At 55.2% G+C, this 19,075-nt stretch carries 22 protein-coding genes; 6 read left to right on the top strand and 16 right to left on the bottom strand.

All coding sequences use genetic code 11. The features are described 5' to 3' along the window. The first annotated feature begins 138 nt into the window (after window positions 1-138). Window positions 139-330, top strand: a complete 192-nt coding sequence (locus ISF27_RS11940) for a hypothetical protein (RefSeq protein ID WP_207727453.1) — start codon at window positions 139-141, stop codon at window positions 328-330. Between the two features lie 17 nt (window positions 331-347). Here ISF27_RS11940 and ISF27_RS11945 read toward each other — a convergent pair whose 3' ends face one another. The 11 genes from ISF27_RS11945 to ISF27_RS12000 all read right to left on the bottom strand — a co-directional run bounded on the left by ISF27_RS11945 (window position 348) and on the right by ISF27_RS12000 (window position 9,531). Further along, on the bottom strand, window positions 348-1,124 hold the full coding sequence (locus tag ISF27_RS11945) for an SDR family NAD(P)-dependent oxidoreductase (protein ID WP_194611717.1): 777 nt from the start codon (window positions 1,122-1,124) through the stop codon (window positions 348-350). An 8-nt stretch (window positions 1,125-1,132) separates the two neighbouring features. After that, window positions 1,133-1,981, bottom strand: coding sequence for an N-acyl homoserine lactonase family protein (locus tag ISF27_RS11950; RefSeq protein WP_194611718.1), 849 nt, complete (start codon window positions 1,979-1,981; stop codon window positions 1,133-1,135). Window positions 1,982-2,090: 109 nt separating this feature from the next. After that, window positions 2,091-2,276, bottom strand: a complete 186-nt coding sequence (locus ISF27_RS11955) for a hypothetical protein (RefSeq protein WP_207727454.1) — start codon at window positions 2,274-2,276, stop codon at window positions 2,091-2,093. Between the two features lie 162 nt (window positions 2,277-2,438). Further along, window positions 2,439-3,866 (bottom strand): IS5 family transposase, encoded by a 1,428-nt coding sequence (locus tag ISF27_RS11960; protein ID WP_194608004.1) that lies wholly within the window; start codon window positions 3,864-3,866, stop codon window positions 2,439-2,441. A gap of 129 nt (window positions 3,867-3,995) precedes the next feature. Next, window positions 3,996-4,286, bottom strand: coding sequence for a TetR/AcrR family transcriptional regulator (locus tag ISF27_RS11965; RefSeq protein WP_207727455.1), 291 nt, complete (start codon window positions 4,284-4,286; stop codon window positions 3,996-3,998). Window positions 4,287-4,391: 105 nt separating this feature from the next. Next, window positions 4,392-4,652, bottom strand: coding sequence for a type II toxin-antitoxin system RelB/DinJ family antitoxin (locus ISF27_RS11975; protein WP_194611719.1), 261 nt, complete (start codon window positions 4,650-4,652; stop codon window positions 4,392-4,394). Between the two features lie 212 nt (window positions 4,653-4,864). Beyond that, window positions 4,865-5,164 (bottom strand): helix-turn-helix domain-containing protein, encoded by a 300-nt coding sequence (locus ISF27_RS11980; RefSeq protein WP_194611720.1) that lies wholly within the window; start codon window positions 5,162-5,164, stop codon window positions 4,865-4,867. Continuing rightward, window positions 5,161-5,508, bottom strand: coding sequence for a type II toxin-antitoxin system RelE/ParE family toxin (locus tag ISF27_RS11985; RefSeq protein ID WP_194611721.1), 348 nt, complete (start codon window positions 5,506-5,508; stop codon window positions 5,161-5,163). Before ISF27_RS11985 ends, ISF27_RS11980 begins: the two co-directional genes overlap by 4 nt. 286 nt (window positions 5,509-5,794) lie before the next feature. Then, the gene (rlmD, locus tag ISF27_RS11990) at window positions 5,795-7,270 is read right to left on the bottom strand and encodes a 23S rRNA (uracil(1939)-C(5))-methyltransferase RlmD (RefSeq protein ID WP_194611722.1); all 1,476 of its coding nucleotides are present in this window, start codon (window positions 7,268-7,270) and stop codon (window positions 5,795-5,797) included. Further along, the gene (aroC, locus tag ISF27_RS11995) at window positions 7,257-8,363 is read right to left on the bottom strand and encodes a chorismate synthase (protein ID WP_194611723.1); all 1,107 of its coding nucleotides are present in this window, start codon (window positions 8,361-8,363) and stop codon (window positions 7,257-7,259) included. Before aroC ends, rlmD begins: the two co-directional genes overlap by 14 nt. A 109-nt stretch (window positions 8,364-8,472) precedes the next feature. Further along, the gene (locus tag ISF27_RS12000) at window positions 8,473-9,531 is read right to left on the bottom strand and encodes a lactonase family protein (protein WP_194611724.1); all 1,059 of its coding nucleotides are present in this window, start codon (window positions 9,529-9,531) and stop codon (window positions 8,473-8,475) included. Between the two features lie 253 nt (window positions 9,532-9,784). On the opposite strand from ISF27_RS12000, the gene ISF27_RS12005 reads away from it, so the two are divergent. Genes ISF27_RS12005 through ISF27_RS12025 form a run of 5 tightly spaced genes read left to right on the top strand, consistent with a single transcriptional unit; the run spans window position 9,785 to window position 14,680 of the window. After that, window positions 9,785-10,318: a helix-turn-helix domain-containing protein gene (locus tag ISF27_RS12005; protein WP_194611763.1), complete on the top strand. Its 534-nt coding sequence runs from the start codon at window positions 9,785-9,787 to the stop codon at window positions 10,316-10,318. Window positions 10,319-10,347: 29 nt separating this feature from the next. Next, a complete protein-coding gene (locus ISF27_RS12010) occupies window positions 10,348-11,445 on the top strand; it encodes an ABC transporter ATP-binding protein (RefSeq protein ID WP_194611725.1) in 1,098 nt (365 codons plus the stop codon). A 22-nt stretch (window positions 11,446-11,467) separates the two neighbouring features. Continuing rightward, a complete protein-coding gene (locus ISF27_RS12015) occupies window positions 11,468-12,289 on the top strand; it encodes an ABC transporter permease (RefSeq protein WP_235986386.1) in 822 nt (273 codons plus the stop codon). After that, window positions 12,289-14,226, top strand: a complete 1,938-nt coding sequence (locus ISF27_RS12020; RefSeq protein WP_194611727.1) for an extracellular solute-binding protein — start codon at window positions 12,289-12,291, stop codon at window positions 14,224-14,226. Before ISF27_RS12015 ends, ISF27_RS12020 begins: the two co-directional genes overlap by 1 nt. Before the next feature lie 25 nt (window positions 14,227-14,251). Next, the gene (locus ISF27_RS12025; RefSeq protein ID WP_194611728.1) at window positions 14,252-14,680 is read left to right on the top strand and encodes a NifB/NifX family molybdenum-iron cluster-binding protein; all 429 of its coding nucleotides are present in this window, start codon (window positions 14,252-14,254) and stop codon (window positions 14,678-14,680) included. Between the two features lie 124 nt (window positions 14,681-14,804). Here the strand turns inward: ISF27_RS12025 and ISF27_RS12030 are convergent, their stop codons facing one another. Genes ISF27_RS12030 through ISF27_RS12050 form a run of 5 tightly spaced genes read right to left on the bottom strand, consistent with a single transcriptional unit; the run spans window position 14,805 to window position 19,014 of the window. Further along, window positions 14,805-16,142, bottom strand: coding sequence for an MATE family efflux transporter (locus tag ISF27_RS12030; protein WP_235986387.1), 1,338 nt, complete (start codon window positions 16,140-16,142; stop codon window positions 14,805-14,807). A 34-nt stretch (window positions 16,143-16,176) separates the two neighbouring features. Further along, a complete protein-coding gene (locus ISF27_RS12035) occupies window positions 16,177-16,695 on the bottom strand; it encodes a tRNA (cytidine(34)-2'-O)-methyltransferase (RefSeq protein ID WP_194611729.1) in 519 nt (172 codons plus the stop codon). Continuing rightward, window positions 16,692-17,867, bottom strand: a complete 1,176-nt coding sequence (locus ISF27_RS12040; protein ID WP_194611730.1) for an aminotransferase class I/II-fold pyridoxal phosphate-dependent enzyme — start codon at window positions 17,865-17,867, stop codon at window positions 16,692-16,694. Before ISF27_RS12040 ends, ISF27_RS12035 begins: the two co-directional genes overlap by 4 nt. Then, window positions 17,864-18,346 carry an Lrp/AsnC family transcriptional regulator gene (locus tag ISF27_RS12045; protein WP_194611765.1) on the bottom strand — a complete coding sequence of 161 codons (483 nt, stop codon included), beginning with the start codon at window positions 18,344-18,346 and terminating at the stop codon, window positions 17,864-17,866. The genes ISF27_RS12040 and ISF27_RS12045 overlap by 4 nt, the downstream gene beginning before the upstream one ends. 2 nt (window positions 18,347-18,348) lie before the next feature. Further along, the gene (locus ISF27_RS12050; protein WP_194611731.1) at window positions 18,349-19,014 is read right to left on the bottom strand and encodes an AIR synthase-related protein; all 666 of its coding nucleotides are present in this window, start codon (window positions 19,012-19,014) and stop codon (window positions 18,349-18,351) included. Window positions 19,015-19,075 lie beyond the last annotated feature (61 nt).

Raw genomic sequence — 19,075 nt, forward strand, 5'->3', positions numbered from 1 at the left:
CTTTTCACATAAGTCAATCCTGATTTATATCTTGGAATACCTATCTTGCCTTCTTCCAAGTGGCTTTGAAATCAGTAGCAATCATATCCATTTTTCATTAGCACAATTTTGTTACTTAGTATATCATGCTTGGAATTCGTGAAAAACAGAAAAGCCGTCCCGATAGTCCGAGACGGCAAAAAAGCGATAACAACCGCCGACACGATGAACCCGGACGGTATCCAGGCACGGCTCGACGAGCTACAGAAGGAACTCATCCGAAAGGCCAACAGTAAGCAGGACTACGATGCCATCGCCGATGAAATCTTTACGCTGCACGAGCAGAAATGACAGTGTGCTTGTTTTTCTCAGCTATTCATCTTTTCGGCATATTTTCTTGCTACGGATCTTGGAACAATCCTGCATAGAAGGCTCATGCACTTTGTGTATCTACCATAATAGCTAAGGACTTTGCCTTTTGTCATAGCACGTATGCCACCCTTTGCAACCTCGTCTGCCTTAGCTGCCTTCCGAAACATCGCGGAGCCTTTGCCCATTGCTGCCGCCTGATCAAACCCAGTAGCTGTAGGTCCAGGGCAAAACGCCGTCACTGTAACTCCTGTACCTTTGACCTCCTCTGCAATTGCTTCGGAGAAGCTTCTGACAAATTCCTTAGTTGCATAGTAAATGCTCATATACGGTCCAGCACTAAACGCTGCTACTGACGACATGTTAAGAATCTTTCCGTGCCCCTGCTCTATCATTGGATTAAGGAAACAATGAGTCAGCTGCATCATCGCCACAACATTCAATTGCACCATCTCATACTGTTTTTTCCAGTCACTGTCTGCAAAATTCCCTGAATCACCAAAGCCGGCGTTGTTTATAAGAACATCGATCTCAATGTCATTCTCCAATGTATAATTAAATACATTTAAAGCAGCGTCTACAACCGACAAGTCTGTCGCATATGGATAAACTGATATACCATATTCCGTTTCAAGCTCATTTTTGAGAGCGTATAATTTTCCTTCGTTTCTTGCTACAAGGACAAGATCATATTTCTTTTGGGCAAGAATCCTGGCGAATTCCAAGCCCAGGCCTCCGGATGCCCCTGTGATAAGAGCTGTCTTATATTTTCTCAAGATCCACCTCACAGTTCTATGACATGCGGAATAATATCCGGGTCATGGTTTGCCAGTGATTCAATACAATCCGGGTCAAGGCTCTGTTCCCTGATCCACTGGAGAGACTTCTTCTGAAGCTGCTTGTCTGCAGCGATACCTGAGGTGATCATTTCCTCCCAGCTTTTTCTCGCATAACCGCCATCAGAAAAAGGCAATACAAATTTTCCTTCTTCATTCCTGATCTTTACCGCAAACAGTCCATCGGAATGTCCCGGGATGTTGATCAGTTCAATGGATCCGTCCCCAAGAAGGTCATATGACTTGCTTACAGGTCCCTGATTGTCATTCCAGTCAAACTCAGTCAGTTTGATTTCATCCCACCACCCTTTGTAATAACGCACCTTGTTGGTGAGCTTATTTGCAAACCTGACTTCATCTGCTGCAACCATAAACTTCTTTGCACCTTTTACCTGTTTCAGGCCGTTGGCATGATCACAGTCGAGATGAGTAAGGAGGACTGTGTCAATGTCAGAGTCCTTTATGCCCATTTCTGCAAGCTGTTCATCAATGCACTGTCCTAATCCGATGCGGCCCTGATTCACTTCATATAGAAGAACAGAGCCAAGAGATTTGATCTGCGCATTCTTATCGAATTCACCGTTCGGACTGATATCACGGGCCCAGCCCGTATCAACAAGGAATTTTCCCTGCGGATGCTCGATCAGATATGAAGATACCGGAAGCCATATACGTTCTGATCTGTCTCCAAAAATACCTGATGCCTTGATTGCATTGCTGTTGTCTCTGCCAAAAGGAAGATCCGGCGCGACGCATACCTCTCCGGTGTGGAATACATGAATTTTGATATTTGCCATAATAAAAAGCCCTCCTATTCAATGGTTTCTCGGCTTTTATCACCGTTGCATCCATTTTAGGAGAGCCTTATTTCAGATAACACTACACAAGTGCTGAAAGTGTTCGGACTTACAATTCAGCCACAAGTGAATTCAGCACCTTGTGCAACAGCGGCTTGATCTCCTTCGTGTCGCAGGTATCCGGATGTTCCATCCAGTAAGTATAGGCGCTGATAACCGATGAAGCCAGGATTTCAGCAATAGCGTCATAATTGCCAAAACATCGCTTCTGCGGATATCGTTTTCGAAAATTCATTATGATCGCATCTTTCCATTTCCGTATAAATCTGAGATTGGGTTGCCGCACAAGGAACGCATAAATAGTGTCTGCTCAACATTGGGTCCAATTTTAGCAAACTGCAAAGGTATCTGGACGGCTGCCAACCGTACAGTGCAGCCCGGAATTCTGGCGAATTGCTCACGTTGCATCGTCCATTTCGATGAACTGCGCTGTTTCCGGCCCGTATCCGCAGTCCGCAAAATAAAGCACAAAAAGATTCCCTGTAGGAATTGCGAAGAGGTTGGTGACATAGACTGATAATGCGATAGATGCCAGTGTTGTTTCAGCCAGTCTGGTCATAATGAGACCAGCGCCGTTACAACGCTTCTCCCTGCTGAAGAAGCGCTCTACCTCGATCCGGTCAGTGTTGTCTTTATACTCCTCCCGGTTAGCCTTATGATCGGCTGCGGGACGCCCCAGTCTCGGGCCGGAGATGCGGATGCCGTGCTCTTTACAGTAAGCACGGTTCGCCCTTGTCCTGTAGATCTGGTCAACAAGAACCCGTACCGGATAATGCCCGGTGCGTTCCTTATAACGTTCTACCGCATCCTGCAGGACAGAGCTCTCATTGTAAGGATCAAACTGGAGCTTCTCCAGGCGGGCGTGGCCCTTTTCGTCAATGCTGACATCATACTTGGCGCCAAACTCCACGGGAGACTTGGCTTTGCCGCGCACGATGGGACGGATATACGGCTGGCTGATGCTCACAATCCGGTCATCCACTCTGTGAGTGTTGTTATCAAACATGTACTTCTGCTGTTCGTACAGCTTCTGGACGGTCAGATAGCAGTCAATATACTTCTGTGGCAGGGCATAGCCTTCTGTCATGTATGCCTCCAGATACCGCAGATCGCGATTCAGGCAGCCAAGCTGCTTACGGATCAGGCTCCGGAGCTTCTTCGTCGGGCGTTTTTTGGCTTTCGCCATGGCAAGATATTCTTTTCTTGCGCGCCTCCGGTATGTTCTGGGCTTCGTCCATGGATGATACTGGTGATGGAAATAGTCAATCATCTCTTCGAGCTTCTCCCTGGCATCATTGAGAAGCACAAAGTCCTGAGGATACTTGATGTTGGACGGAGAACAGGTGGCATCCAGAATGAAAGTCCCCACGTTCTCCCCGTCGGCGGATTTTTCCGGTTTATCGCCGGCATGTTCCGGCGTGGCAGCGCCTGCAGCAAGGTATTCTTCATTCGCCATCATCAGAAAACGGGAATCCAGCCTGCGGCGAAAATACACGAGAACTGTCGGCTTGAACGGGCAGGTGTCCGAAAACCGGTCCATACCAATGAAGTACTGGTAATACGGGTTTTGGGCGACTTCCTTAACCAGCCTGCGGTCAGAAAGCCCCTCACGTTTCTGAATGATCAGAGCACCGAGAGCAACACGCAGAGGAAAGGCCTGCCGTCCTTCGTGTGAGGGAAAGAGAGAAGCGTACACTTTTTCCAGGCTTGTCCAGTCGATGGCATTTGCAAGCCGGACCCATTCATTGTTTTCATCCAGCGGTGTTCCACAGCTCTGGTTGAAATCAAAAATCGAAATCTGGTGCTCGGACGGTTTTTTGTACATGGCGGACTGCCTCGGATATATCAATAAGTGCAAAGAAATTAGGAGAAATTGCAAAAATCTTTGCACTTATTATACCGCAATCCGCCGTTATTGTCAGTAAATATTGCATTCTACGCTATTGAGCAGACACTAAATATATGTCCAGTTATCCTTTATATATCCTTCTATCTCATCCATAAACCGGCTGAAATCCATATCTGGCAGATTTCCGGAAGAGACATCTTGAGATACCTTCAGCAGTCCTTTGATCAGATCATTCTCTACCTCACAGCGCACATCATCTGTGTTGTCAAAATAAGAATAAAAAGTAGTCCGAGCAACCGGTGTTGCTGCGCATAGCGCTTTTACTGTAATGACTTGAAAATCTTTTTGGGCATACATTTTCATGAATTGGGCTTTGATTGCTTCTTTTGTATCCATCTCCTAATCTCCGATCTGTCGCCATGATATCTTAATAGCCGCCGATAATTGTAATCCATGATTTTATTTCTCTCGCCAAGGGAGGATCAGATGACGAGTCTAACCTCATGAGTTTTTGTCGTTCGTGTCACGAGAAGATACACCGCGAGCGCGGCGACAGATAAAAAGCAGTCCTCGATAATTTTTGATCTCATAAAGGTCTGCTTCCGCATCCAATGTTCTTGGCTCTGACGGAACAGTCAGTGAGAACGGAATGCCATGACGATAAATGATCTGGCGGTACAGGGAATTGATGACAACAGAGACAGGAATTCCAAGCTTATGTGCGAGGAAATGACGACCAGGCTCGGCAACCTCAGCAAGCATCCGACGACCGGCAAGCCGATCCCGTCGCCGTTCATCAATATCAGAATCAACTACATGAATCAGGAGAACCGCCTGTGGGACGAGATCTTCCAGATCGTAAAGGAGAACTGCTCCGCTCCTCCCTCAGGGAGTTCGGGTTCGTATCGCCCGCGGTTATGCAAGTGCTCCGATCATGGAGTATCTGCCCAATTTAACATATGTTCATTACATATTTATTTTGCGGTCTTTATTACACCTTCCGGGATGAATTCGATCTTCAATCTCATGCCAAGGCCATGTGCCAGCCGTTTTACCATTCCAAGAGAGGGATTTCTGGTTCCATTTTCAATGCGGCTGATATCCGCCTGTGTGATTCCTGTCCTTTCAGACAATTCTTTCTGTGTTAACCCTTCTTTATTCCGCGCATCAATCATCGCCTGGATAATATCGTATTCCGGCTGGAGGGCCTCATATTCTGCTTTCACATCTGGGTTCTCCAGCGCTTTTCGCTTGTAATCATTATAGCTGCTCATCGTCCGAATCTCCTTTCGTAATCCGCTTTGTATTTCCTTGCCAGCTCGATAGCTGCGGGAGGCGTCTTCTGCGTCTTTTTTACGAAACCGTTTGTCAGAATCGCTCTCTTTCCTATAAAGAAAAAATATAGAACCCGCGTAATGTCAGAACCTTGTTTCGTTCTTAACTCAAATATTCCATCTCCAAGCGGCCCTGAATATGGCAGTCTGAGTGCCGGCCCATTTTGCTCCAAGAGGTCAATTGTTCTGAACACTTTTGCTTTCATTTTGGGTTCTAAGGAATCCAGAAACTCTTGCACCGGCGTGCTCCCGTCTTCCGTATCATAAAACTCAATCTCAACCATTTCCTTCTATCCTTGTTTTTCTTCATTATATGTCGTATAAGACATATTGTCAATGGACCATTGCATACGAATAAAAGCAGGCGCCCACCCGAACTGCCTGCTCTTATTTATCCTTTCTGACATCCAATCATGAGTCACAACCTATCAAATATCTAATCACGAGTCTCGACCCTATAAAACAGCTCGTTCGATAAGTTCCCCCAGAGAGTTTTTTCTTGGTTGAACCATCCTTTTGTAAAAAGGTCAGGTGTGCAGGAAAGGCTTAAAATAAGGCTTTTCTCACCCCTTAGTCCCTGACCCTTGACATCAATACTACCGTCTCAACGTGCATCCCCATCGGGAACATGTCGCAGCAGCGCACCTTTTTCAGCCGGTATCCGCCCTCCCCGGCCAGAATCCGGATATCCCTTGCCAGAGTTGAAGGATTGCAGCTGACATAGACAATCCTTTTGGGCGCCATCCGGATCATCGTGTCCAGAAGCGCCCGGTCACAGCCCTTCCGGGGCGGATCGACAACAATGACATCCGCCTTCTCCCCATGTTCCCGATACTCGCGCGGCAGCACCTCCTCCGCCTTGCCGGCGAAGAATTCCACATTTTCCATGTGATTGAGTTCCGCATTGGCCCGGGCATCGCGCACGGCGTCGGGCACAATCTCCACCCCGCGGACCTTCCCCGCTTTCCGTGCGAGGAAGAGAGAAATCGTCCCAATCCCGCAGTAGAGATCCCACACCGTCTCGCCGCCCTTGAGATCCGCGTAGCTGAGCGCGGTGCCATACAATTTCTCCGTCTGCACCGGATTCACCTGGTAGAACGACAATGGGGAAATGCGATAGCGCACGCCGGCAATGCTGTCCTCGATATATGGCTCGCCCGCGAGCGGTAGGATTTCCTTCCCCATGACGACATTGGTTCTGGCAGTGTTGACACTCAGGGAAATGCTCTTCATCCCCGGAATCAGCATCAGCCGGCTTACGAGATCCCCGCTGTGCGGGAAGCTTCTGCCGTTGATGACAAGGCATGCCAGGAGTTCCCCGCTCGAAAAGCCCTTCCGGATCAGCACATGGCGGACAAGCCCTTTTCCGGTCTCTTCGTCGTAGGGTTCTATGCCATACTCCTCCAGGAAATCCAGAATCACGCGGAGTATCTTCTGGTTCTCGCGCACGCCGAGCAGGCAGTCGCCACACTCGACAATCCGGTGGCTCCTTGCCGCATAGAAACCGGCAATGATCCGCCCGTCGCGGCTCTTCCCGATCGGGAATAAGGCCTTGTTGCGATACCGCCAGGGATTGTCCATGCCGAAAATCGGCTTCATCTTGATCTCATCCGCCGGAATGCCGCCGATACGCGTGAGGGCATTCAGAACTTTCTCCTGCTTCATCCGGAGTTGCTCCCGGTAGTCGAGCATCTGCAGCGTACAGCCACCGCACTCGTGGGCGGCGGGACACGGTTCCGAAACACGGTGCCGGGATGGAGTGATAATCTTCATGAGCCGGGCATAGCCGTAACTTTTCAGCACCTTCGTCACCCGGACACGGACGACATCGCCGACAACGGTATCCTTCACAAACCAGACGAAGCCGGTGCGGCGCCCGATCCCGGAACCGTCGTCCGACATATCCTCAATGGTCAGGTTAAATTCCTCATTCTTCTGTGCGGCTGGCTTCCCGCCACGGCGGGAAGCCGCTGTTTCCCGGGAATCTGCCGCCACCCCGGAAAGCGCTCTCCCCGCGGCGGCGTTCCCGCTCTCAGTCTTTGCCATAAAAACTCCTGACTCTGTCGATTCTTGCACTCATCCCGGACAGAAGCATATCTGCAGCAGCGAAAGCCGCCATCATCTCAACGACCACAACAGCCCTGGGCACGATCACCGGGTCATGACGGCCGTGGATAGAGAGTTTGGTCTCCTCTCCCTCCCTGGTCACGGTGTCCTGCTCACGGGAAATGGACGGTGTCGGCTTTACCGCAACCCGGAAGATCACATCGCTCCCGTCCGTCATGCCGCCGAGCACCCCGCCGGCATGATTGGTCTTCTTCACAATCTTCCCCTCCGGGCTGATGCCGAAGGCATCGTTATTCTCCGAACCGAGCACCCCGGCGGCCGCGAAACCGTCGCCGATCTCAAAGCCCTTCACGGCGCCGATGGAGCAGACCGCCTTGGCCAGGTTGGCGTTAAACTTCTCAAAAACCGGCTCGCCGATCCCCGCCGGCATGCCGGAAATGACGCACTCGATGACGCCGCCGGCGGAATCCCGCGCGGAGACGATCTGGGAAAGCCATTTTTCCGCCTCAACGGCGGTCTCCGCATCCGGCATCCACAGGCTGTTGCACTCGCAGGCTTTGAGATCCCTTTTTTCTGGTTTTACCCGGTAAGGGCCGATCTGGATGGTATAGGCGCGGACGCTGATTCCCAGCGCTGCCAGAATTTTCGCGGCAACGGCGCCGGCAGCTACCCGGCAGAGGGTCTCCCTGCCGGAGGAGCGGCCGCCGCCCCGATAATCCCGAAAGCCGTAGCGCATGTCGAAGGTATAGTCCGCATGCCCCGGACGGTAGACATCGGCGAGCGCCCCATAATCCTTCGAGTGCTGATCCGCGTTCCGCACCATCATGGAGATCGGCGTTCCGGTCGTCCGCCCTTCAAAGACACCGGAGAGGATCTCCACCTGATCCGCCTCGTTCCGCTTGGTGGTAAAGCGGCTCTGCCCCGGCTTCCTGCGGTCCATGTATTTCTGGATGTCCTCCTCCGCAAGCGGGATCCCCGCCGGACATCCGTCCACGACAACGCCAAGGGCGGGTCCGTGCGACTCGCCCCAGGTGGTCATGGTCAGTATTCTGCCATATTCTGATCCTGCCATGTTCTCTGCCTTTCTAACCAGCCAGCCTCCGCGATTTCCGCCGTTTTCCCAGCCGGCCCCATGATTTTCCGCCGTTTTCCCAACCGGCCTCCGTGATTCTCCGCCGTTTTTACCGGATAACCTTCGTGATGACGCAACAGTTCGGCTCATTGACCGGAAGGCTGCGGTGGCACATGACGAGCAGCCCCTTCTCGTAATTCACCGTAAAGAAGGAAAGGCTGTTGGATGCGTGATTCACGCAGACGATGTGCTTTCCGTCCGGGAAAATGCCCAGATCCTTCGGATAATCGCCGGCGATGGGCAGACAGCAGAGCTGGGTGAGCAGGCCGGTATCCGGATCACGGTTATAGACGCTGACGGAATTGTCGCCGGCGTTGCTACAGAACAGGTGCAGGTCGTCCGGGCTCATCCGGATCGAGCAGGACGCCGTCATAGAGCTGGAATTCTTCGGGTCAGTGGCAGGCACAGTCTGGATTTTCTCAAAAACCGGCTTATTCCCATCCAGATGGTAGGAATACACATCAATAATATGCTTGACCTCATACATCAGATAGAAGAAACGGCCGTCCCGGCTGAACAGGAATTTGCTGGGGCCGGATTCCAGGTCGCAGCGGATCGCGTCCACCAGCTGCATGGTTCCCGAGGTGGGATTGAAGGAGTAGATCTTCACCTGGTCGAGGCCGATGTCGGCCACCAGGGCGAACCTGCCGTCCGGCGTCCGCCCGCCGCAGCTCACATGCGGGCGGAATGTCCGCTCAGCCACGGTGCCCAGGCCGTGGTGATAGATTCCGGCGGTGATCTCGCCGACCGTGCCGTCCGGATTCAGCCGGAGGACGGTCTCCTTGCCGTCGTGATAGCCGGAGACAAAGATATATTTATCTTCCCTGCCCGTCGTCACATGGCAGCCGCGCATGCCCTTGATCTTGACACTGTTCATGCGGTAGAGGCCGCCGTTCGGGAGAATACGGAAAGATACCAGGCCCTCGTCCGCGATCGAATAGAGATATTTCCCACTGTGCGACACGCAGAGATAGGAGGAATCCTCAACTTCTTCCTCGTTGCGATAGCGGAAGCTCCCGTCCGCGACGTTCACATCATATATGGTAATTCCCTTCGCCTTTCCGCTGTAGGAATAGGATCCCACATAGGCCATATACATATCTTCCATTGCCCGTTCCTCCTGTCAACTTCTGGACAAATTTTTTTCTCTATCCAGGGGGATCTGTCCGGAGCCCTCCATGCGCCAAACAGTCCCGCCTGCTATTGATTATAACGAACCGGGGCACCTGCCGCAAGGCGGATTTTCCCGCATTTACTTGACACCCGATCCAGATATCCTATAATGAATCCGGTGCTCTGTTTAGTGAGAGTAAACTTTAATCTTAGAGATGGATAATCTTCGGAAGGGGGATGGTTTTCCGTTGAATATCGGGGAAAAGATCAGGGAACAGCGGATTCTCCGTGGACTTACCCAGGAAGAGCTGGCCAGCCGGACGGAACTCTCGAAGGGCTTCATTTCCCAGCTGGAGCGGAACCTGACCTCGCCGTCCATCGCCACCTTGACCGATATTCTCCAGTGCCTTGGCATGACGCTGGGGGAATTTTTTCAGGATGAGCCGGAGGAACAGGTCGTCTTCCGCGGCACGGACTATTTCGAGAAAAATGACGCGGAGCTTGGCAGTAAGGTCACCTGGATTATCCCCAATGCCCAGAAGCATGGGATGGAACCGATCCTCCTGCGCCTTGCCCCCGGAGGCTCAACCTGCCCGGATCATCCCCATGAGGGGGAGGAATTCGGCTATGTTTTCCGGGGGAGTGTCGATATCCATCTGGGCAGCCGGGTATACCGCGCAAAGAAGGGGGAATCCTTCTATTTTGTCAGCGACAGGCGGCACTATCTCACCAGCCGGCAGGGAGCCGAGATCCTGTGGATCAGCTCTCCGCCAAGCTTCTGAGACCGCCCAGTTTTACAGGAGGAAAATGCATGAGCAGCAGCCTGATCGAACTTGACCACATTTCCAAAAGCTTTGACGGGGACCTGATTCTCGATGATCTCTGCCTCTCGGTGAAACCGAATACTTTCGTCACCCTCCTCGGCCCCTCCGGCTGCGGCAAAACCACCACGCTCCGGATCATTGGCGGCTTTGAGCGGCCGGACAGCGGGCGGGTGATCTTCGAGGGACAGGACATCACCTCGCTTCCGGCGAACAAGCGCCGCCTGAACACCGTATTCCAGAAATACTCGCTCTTCCCGCACATGACCATCGCCGAGAATATCGCATTCGGCCTGACCATCCGGAAGATGCCGAGGAGCTATATCGAGGATAAGATCAAGTACGCCCTGAAGCTGGTCAACCTCCAGGGCTTTGAGAACCGCTCAATCGATTCCCTCTCCGGCGGCCAGCAGCAGCGAATTGCCATTGCCCGCGCCATCGTGAACGAGCCGAAGCTCCTGCTTCTGGACGAGCCGCTGGGCGCCCTGGATCGGAAGCTCCGCGAGGATATGCAGTACGAGCTGATCCGCCTGAAAAATGAGCTCGGCATCACCTTCATCTACGTCACGCACGACCAGGAGGAGGCGATGACCATGTCGGACACGGTCGTGGTCATGAACCAGGGCTACATCCAGCAGATGGGCTCGCCGGAGCAGATCTACAATGAGCCGGAAAATGCCTTCGTGGCGGACTTTATCGGCGAGAGCAATATTGTCCCGGGGCTCATGATCCGCGATGAGCTCGTCGAAATCTTCGGCGCGAAATTTGCCTGCGTGGACCGCGGCTTCGGGAGCAATAAACCGGTCGATGTCGTGATCCGCCCGGAGGATGTGGAGCTTGTCCGCCCGGAGGACGGAACCCTGCGGGGGATCGTGACCCACCGCATTTTCAAGGGGGACAACTACGAGATGGAGGTCACCACCCCGGACGGCTTCGAGTGGCTGGTGCACAGCACGAAGAAGTATGAGCTGGACGACCGCGTCGGCATCCGGGTTGACCCCTACAATATCCAGATCATGAACAAGCCGGAATCCGAGGATGAGCAGGCCGCCAGCCTCCTCAAGGAGGAAGCGGAAAAGCTGGTGTAACTGTCTAAAAGGAGCTTCTGTCATGAAAAAAACAAGGTCTCTTCTCGCCTTTCCCTATATTGTGTGGATGATCGGCTTCACCGTCATCCCCCTGCTCATGGTCTTCTACTATGGCCTGACCGACCGGTCCGGCGCGTTTACCCTGGAAAATCTGATCGCCATGGGGAGCCGGGAGCACATGAAGGCGCTTCTGCTCTCCCTCGGCCTCTCCCTGCTCAGCACGGCGATCTGCCTCCTTCTTGCCTACCCGATCGCCCTGATCCTCCGGAAAAAGGGCATCGGGAGCGGGAGCTTCATGGTCTTTATCTTCATCCTGCCCATGTGGATGAACTTCCTGCTCCGGACCCTGGCCTGGCAGACGCTCCTGGAAAAGAACGGCGTCATCAACGGCATCCTCAGCCTCCTCCGCCTCCCCGGGATCAGCATCATCAACACCTCGGGAGCGATCGTGCTCGGCATGGTCTACAACTTTCTCCCCTTCATGGTCCTGCCGATCTACAATGTCATGGAGAAGATCGACGACAACACCATCAATGCCGCCTATGATCTCGGCGCCAGCAATTTTCAGACGCTACGCTACGTGTGGATCCCCTTGAGCAAGCCCGGGATCGTCAGCGGGATCACGATGGTCTTCGTCCCTGCCCTGACGACCTTCGTCATCTCGGATATCCTCGGCGGCGGCAAGATCATGCTGATCGGAAATGTCATTGACCAGGCATTTACCAAGGGGAGCAACTGGAACCTGGGCGCCGGCCTCTCGCTGGTTCTCATGGTGTTCATCCTGCTCAGCATGGCCTGGCTGCAGAAATACGATAAGGATGTGGAAGGAGGCGGGCTGCTCTGATGAAACGACATAAATCGGCGAAACAGTTTTTTCAGGATTTCTATCTTGTCCTGATTCTCCTGTTTCTCTACACCCCGATCCTGACGATGATCGTGCTCTCCTTCAACAACACGAAATCCCGGACCCTCTGGGGCGGCTTCACCACGCAGTGGTACCGGAAGATGTTCGACGACCCGACGATCATGGCTGCCCTCAACAACACGCTGCTGATCGCGTTTTTCAGCGCGCTCATCGCCACCATCCTGGGGACGGCAGCCGCCATCGGCATCCGCGCCATGAAGGGCTGGCCGAAGACGTTGACCATGATGGTCAACAACATCCCGATGCTGAACTCCGACATTGTCACCGGGATTTCCCTGATGCTCGCCTTCATCGCCTACGGCATTTCCCTGGGGTTTAAGACTGTGCTGATCGCCCACATCACGTTCAATGTGCCCTATGTGATCCTGAGCGTCATGCCGAAATTAAAGCAGACGAACCGCAGCACCTATGAGGCCGCCCTGGATCTCGGCGCCACGCCGTCGCAGGCTTTCCGGAAGATCGTATTCCCGGACATCCTTCCCGGCGTCCTCTCGGGCTTCCTGATGGCCTTCACCATGTCCCTGGACGATTTCATCATCACGCATTTCACCCGGGGTGCCGGCATCGATACCCTGTCCACCCTGATTTACAGTGAAGTGCGCCGGGGAATCCAGCCCACCATGTACGCGCTCTCCAGTGTGATCTTTATCGCGGTGCTCGTCCTCCTCATCATCACCAATTTCTCCCCGCAGGAGCCGCGCGGCAGAAAACCGCTGACCGGCGCGGAGGCCGCGGCGCTCGCCCAGAAGAAACGGAAGAGCAGCTCCCTCCGGAAGGGGATTCTCGCCCTGGCCGCGATGGCGATTCTCCTGATCAGCGCCCTCGGAACCTGGCGCCGCTACACCGCGGTGAAGTCCAATGAGCTCTATGTCTACAACTGGGGCGAGTACATCGACCCGTCGGTGATTGACGAGTTCGAGAAGGAAACCGGCATCAACGTGACCTATGACCTTTTTGAGACGAACGAGGAGATGTACCCGGTTATCGAGGCGGGCGCGGTGAACTACGACGCGGTCTGCCCGTCGGACTATATGATCCAGAAGATGCAGGAAAATGGCCTCCTCGCGGAGATCAACTGGGACAAGGTGCCGAATATTCACAATATCGACCCGAAGTATATGGAGATGTCCAGGGCGTTCGACCCGGAAAACAAGTACTCTGTGCCCTACACCTGGGGGACGGTCGGCATCCTCTACAACACCAAGCTGATCCGGGAGAAGAACCTCCCTGTGCCCGCGAAGTGGGAGGATCTCTGGAATCCCGCCTACAAGGGGGAAATCCTGATGCAGGATTCTGTGCGTGATGCCTTCATGGTCGCCCTGAAATCCCTCGGCTATTCCTGCAACTCCACCGACATCAACCAGCTCCAGGAGGCGAAGCGCAAGCTGATCGCCCAGAAGCCTCTCGTCCAGGCCTACGTCATCGACCAGGTCCGGGACAAGATGATCGGCGGCGAGGCGGCGCTCGGCGTCATTTACTCCGGAGAGATCCTCTACATCCAGGATGAGGTGAAAAATCAGGGGCTGGACTATGACCTGAATTATGTCATCCCGGAGGAGGGAACGAACCTCTGGCTAGATTCCTGGGTCATCCCGAAAAACGCGAGAAACAGGGAAAATGCCGAGAAATGGCTCGATTTCCTCTGCCGCCCGGATATCGCCATGAAGAACTTTGAATACATCACCTACTCAACCCCCAACAAGGCTGTCTACGATATGCTGGACGACGACATGAAGAACAACAAGGCCGTCTTCCCGGATGACAGCCGGCTGGCGAACAGCGAGGTATACCAGTACCTCGGCGAGGACGCGGACGCGACCTATGACGAGCTGTGGAAAGAGGTAAAATCCGAGTAAGAAAAACGGAGAAAGGAATATAACGATGATCATCGCAGTCCCCACCGATCACGGCGAGATCTTCCCGCACTTCGGGAATGCCGTGGAATTCACGATATTTACCACGAATGAATTTGACGAGATCGAAAAGACAGAATCGATCCCCGCGCCCGGCACGGGATACCGGGACATCCTCCCGGAGCTTGTCCGCCGCGGCGTCAGGGTGATCATCTGCGGAAAAATCGGCGCCTATGCCGTCCTTGCGGTGCGCGGCGCCGGGATCATGCTGCTCGGCGGCGCGTCCGGGAAAGCCGAAGACCGGGTTCTGGATTTTCTCGGCGGGACGCTCCGCTTCTACGCGCCCGGAGAGCCGGTCTCCCCGGCGCCCGCCCCGGGTGAAGAACCGGAGACCGGCGACGGCATCGAGACCGACGGCAACATCGCAGCCTGCGGTTCCAATCCGGTCTGCACCTGAACCATCCGCACGCGAATTGTGCCACGGCCACCGGCCGGACGAATTGTGCCCACGGCCGCCGTCCGGACATTTTCAACAGAATTTCAGCAGCACGGCCGGCCGGCAGCGGAGAGGATCCCGCCGGTCAGGCCGTTTTTCTGCCCTGCCCCGGCAGCTTAACCGCCCTGCGGAAGACAATCACCGAAATCCCTGCGGAGATGAGCTCCGCCGCCCAGAAGGCGTGCCAGACCCCGGCGGGTCCCAGAAACCGGCTGAATATCCACGCCGCCGGAAGGATGACCAGGATATACCGGCAGAGGGAGATGACAAGCGAGGGAAGCCCTTCCCCCATCCCTTCCAGCGCTCCGGAGCAGGTGATGGAGACCGAGGAGACCACAAATCCGGCGCAGATCACGCGGAGCGCCTCCGCCCCGGCGGCCACCGTCCCCGGGTCTTCACTGAAAAGGCTGATCAGCCGGTCCGGAATCTCCAGGCAGATGACCGTGCCGAATGCCATGATGACGGCGCACATCAGAAGAACCTGCCGGAAAATCTTCCGGACCCGTCCGGATTCCCCGGCGCCGTAATTATAGCCGATCAGCGGGCGCATGCCCTGGATGATCCCATTTGCCGTCAGGTAGAGAAACGTCTGCAGCTTGTAATAAATCCCGAGGACCATCACGTAGGTCTCCGACCAGGCGGAGAGGATGCCGTTCATCACGGAGATCATGACCGAGGGCAGCGCCAGGTTCAGGGTTGCCGGAATGCCGACGCTGTAGAGCCGCCTCGCCATGGCGCCCTCGGGACTGGCCAGGCCACGGCGGATCCTGACCGGGATCGGGCGGAACACATAGACCGCCAGATACCAGATGAGCGTGACCATCTGTCCGATCCCGGTAGCCGCCGCGGCGCCCTCGATTCCCCATGCGGGAAACGGCCCGAGCCCGAAGATCATGCAGGGGTCGAGAAGGATATTCGTGAGGCAGCCGGCCATCATGGCTGCCATGCTGACCTTCATCTGCCCCACCGCCTGGAAAATCTTCTCCCAGGTGATCGACACATTGACGGCTATGGAGAACCCGAAGACAATCCTGGCGTAGGAAAGGCCGTAGCGGAGCACGGGCACACTTCCGGTATACATCCGGAGGAACGGGCCGATGATGAGGAGGCTCAGGATGGTCAGCACGATGCCGTGAATCACGGAGAGCAGGACGCCCTGTGTCGCCGCGAAATCCGCATTTTCCTGCTGGCCGGCGCCGAGAAACCAGGCGATGGCCGCGTTGACCCCGACGCCGAAGCCGATCGCCATGGCGCCGATAAAGTTCTGGATCGGGAAAACCAGCGACAGCGCCGTCATGGCGTCCCCGCTGATTTTCGCCACAAAGTAGCTGTCCACAATGTTATAGAGGGCATTCACCGCCATGGAAATGACCATGGGGAGTGCCATGGAGACAAGAAGCGGGAAAACCGGGCGGGTCCTCATAAAGGACGGATCCCGGCCTTCCCGCTTCGCAGATTCAGCAGAATTCATCATATGATTCTTCACTCTTCCAGTGCATGCGATGCAGCCGGCCATACGGCTCGAGACCGCGGAACCGGTTCTGCCGCAGAGCCTCATAGAGCACAATCGCGGCGGAATCCGCCAGATTGAGGGAACGCTCATTCTCCCGCATCGGAATCCGGACACAGGTATCCTCATGATCCACCAGGATCTCTTCCGGAATCCCCCGGCTCTCCGGCCCGAACATGAGAAAATCGTCTTCCCCGTAGGACACCTCCGTGTAGAGCTGGTGCGCCTTGGTTGTCGCATAATAGATGCGGGCTCCCGGATTTTTTTCACAGAAATCCGCGTAATCCATGTAATAGCGGTAGTCCAGCCGCGGCCAGTAATCCATCCCCGCCCGCTTTGCCGCCTTGTCGGACAGGCTGAAGGTCAGCGGGCCGATGATGTGCAGCGTCGTCCCGGTCACCACACAGGTGCGGCCGATATTGCCGGTGTTCGCCGGCTTTTCCGGTTCAAAAAGCACAAGGTTCATGATTTCCGCTCCGCGGTAAGCTTCCGGAGAAAATGTTCCAGCCGCTCCAGCGCCCTTTTCAGGTCCCGGATCGAGTACGCATAGGAGATCCGGAGAAAGCCCTCGCCGCAGTTACCAAAAGCGGTGCCGGGCACCAGGGCGAGTTTTTCCTCGCGGAGAAGCCTGGTGGCAAATTCATCCGAGGTCATCCCGAACTTCTTGATGCTGGGGAACACATAGAACGCGCCGAACGGCTCAAAGCAGTCCATGCCCAGCTCGCGCAGGCGGCCAACCAGGAACTTCCGGCGCTCATCGTAGGCGCTGCGCATCCGCTTGATGTCGTCGTCCCCGTTTTTCAGTGCCTCCACCGCCGCATACTGGCTCGTCGTGGGGGCGCACATGATCGCGAACTGGTGGATCTTCAGCATCTGGCGGATAATTGCCTCGGGCCCAGCCGCGTAGCCGAGCCGCCAGCCGGTCATGGCATAGGTCTTGGAAAAGCCGTTGATCACGACCGTCCGCTCGCGCATACCCGGGAGGGAGGCGATGGAGACATGCTCTACCCCGTAGGTCAGCTCGGAATAAATCTCGTCGCTGAGCACATAGAGGTCATTGTCAATGATGATGTCCCGGATCGCCTCGAGATCCTTCTTCTCCATGACCGCGCCCGTCGGGTTATTGGGATAGGGCATGATCAGGATCTTGGTTCTCGGCGTGATTTTCTCCCGGAGCTCTTCCGGCGTCAGGCGGAAATCATTTTCCTCCTTCAGCTCTACGATCACCGGAACGCCGCCGGCAAGCACCGTGCAGGGGACATAGGAGACATAGCTCGGCTGCGGGATCAGCACCTCATCGCCCGGATCCAGCATCGCCCGGAGCGCATCGTCGATCGCCTCGCTGCCGCCGACCGTGATTATGATCTCCTTTTTCGGATCATACTGGAGCCCCTGGCGGCGCATCAGGTATTTGCCGATCTCCTCGCGGAGCTGCATCAGGCCGGAATTAGACGTGTAGAAGGTGCGCCCCTTCTCCAGAGACCGGATGCCCTCCTCCCGCACATGCCAGGGCGTGTCGAAATCCGGCTCGCCGACGCCCAGGGAAATGGCGCCGTCCATCTCACTGACTATATCAAAAAATTTCCGGATCCCGGAAGGCTGGATCTGGGTTATGGTTTTGGAAAGCGGATCTCTCACGGGTTGACCATCATCCTTTCATCTCTCGGCTCGTCGCACAGCACGGTGCCGTGATCCTTGTATTTTTTCAGAATAAAGTGGGTTGCCGTGCTGATGACCGAATCGATCGGAGCCAGCTTCTCGGCGACAAACATGGCAACAGCCCGCATGGTCTTCGCCTCGATGATGACCGTAAAGTCAAAGCCGCCGGACATCAGGTAGCAGGCGCGGACCTCTGGGTACTGATAAATGCGCTGGGCGATGGTGTCGAAGCCCATCTCCCGCTGGGGCGTGACCTTGACCTCGATCAGGGCGATCACCTTCTCCTCCTCGGTCTTGTCCCAGTTGATCAGCGTGTGATAACCGCAGATGACATTATCCTTCTCCATCTCATCAATGGCGGCGGCTACCTTCTCCTGCGGCTCGCCGACCCGCTCAGCCAGTTCCTCCAGGCTGATCCGGCCGTTTGTCTCCATGATCGACAGGATCTGTTCATTCATCTTCATCTCGCAATACCTCCCTCTTTTCGATTTCTGATCTTAATGATCTCATCCTCCGCCGGAAAATCAAGATACGACACCGTTTCCCCGCTGCGGATGCGGCAGCCATTTCCCCTGACGGTCCAGCCGATCACCGCGGACGGGATGCCCTCTCCGGAAAGCCTGTCCGCAAGCTCCGCCGCGCACTCCACGGCCAGAACCAGCGCCCCGCCGGCATCCAGCCGGTAGGGATTCAGATCCAGGAGCTCGCTGATTTCCACCGTCTCCTGGCTCAGGGGGAATCTCCGCAGATCCGCCTCGAAGCCGCAGCCCCCCTGCCTGGACAGATCCCAGAGCGCGGCAAGAATCCCGCCGTCCCCCGCGGGCACCGCGGCGCGGATTCCCAGCTTCCGGAAGGCCGGTGGAAGCGGGGTTCCCGGCTCTCCGTCAGCCAGTTCCCGGACCAGCCGGTCCGCGCTTTTCCTTTCCCGCTGCCGGAACATTCCGGAACAGAAAGGCGGAGAGTATCTCTCCGCCAGCTCACCGGCCAGAAATTCCGCCGCCTCATCCGAACCGGCGAGCGCAATGTCCCCGGCAATCATGAGCGAAAGGCCGGGGCGGCACTCCCCGTACAATGGGGCTGTCCTGCACTTTCTGACGCGAAAGGCCTTCTCCCGCTCTTCCTCCATCAGTTCGCCACTGCCGCGACGCCGGCCACCACCATGGAGCCGACCATGGCGATGATGATGA

Origin of the sequence: Clostridium vitabionis (assembly GCF_015351765.1) — a bacterium.
GTDB lineage: Bacteria > Bacillota > Clostridia > Lachnospirales > Lachnospiraceae > Clostridium_R > Clostridium_R vitabionis.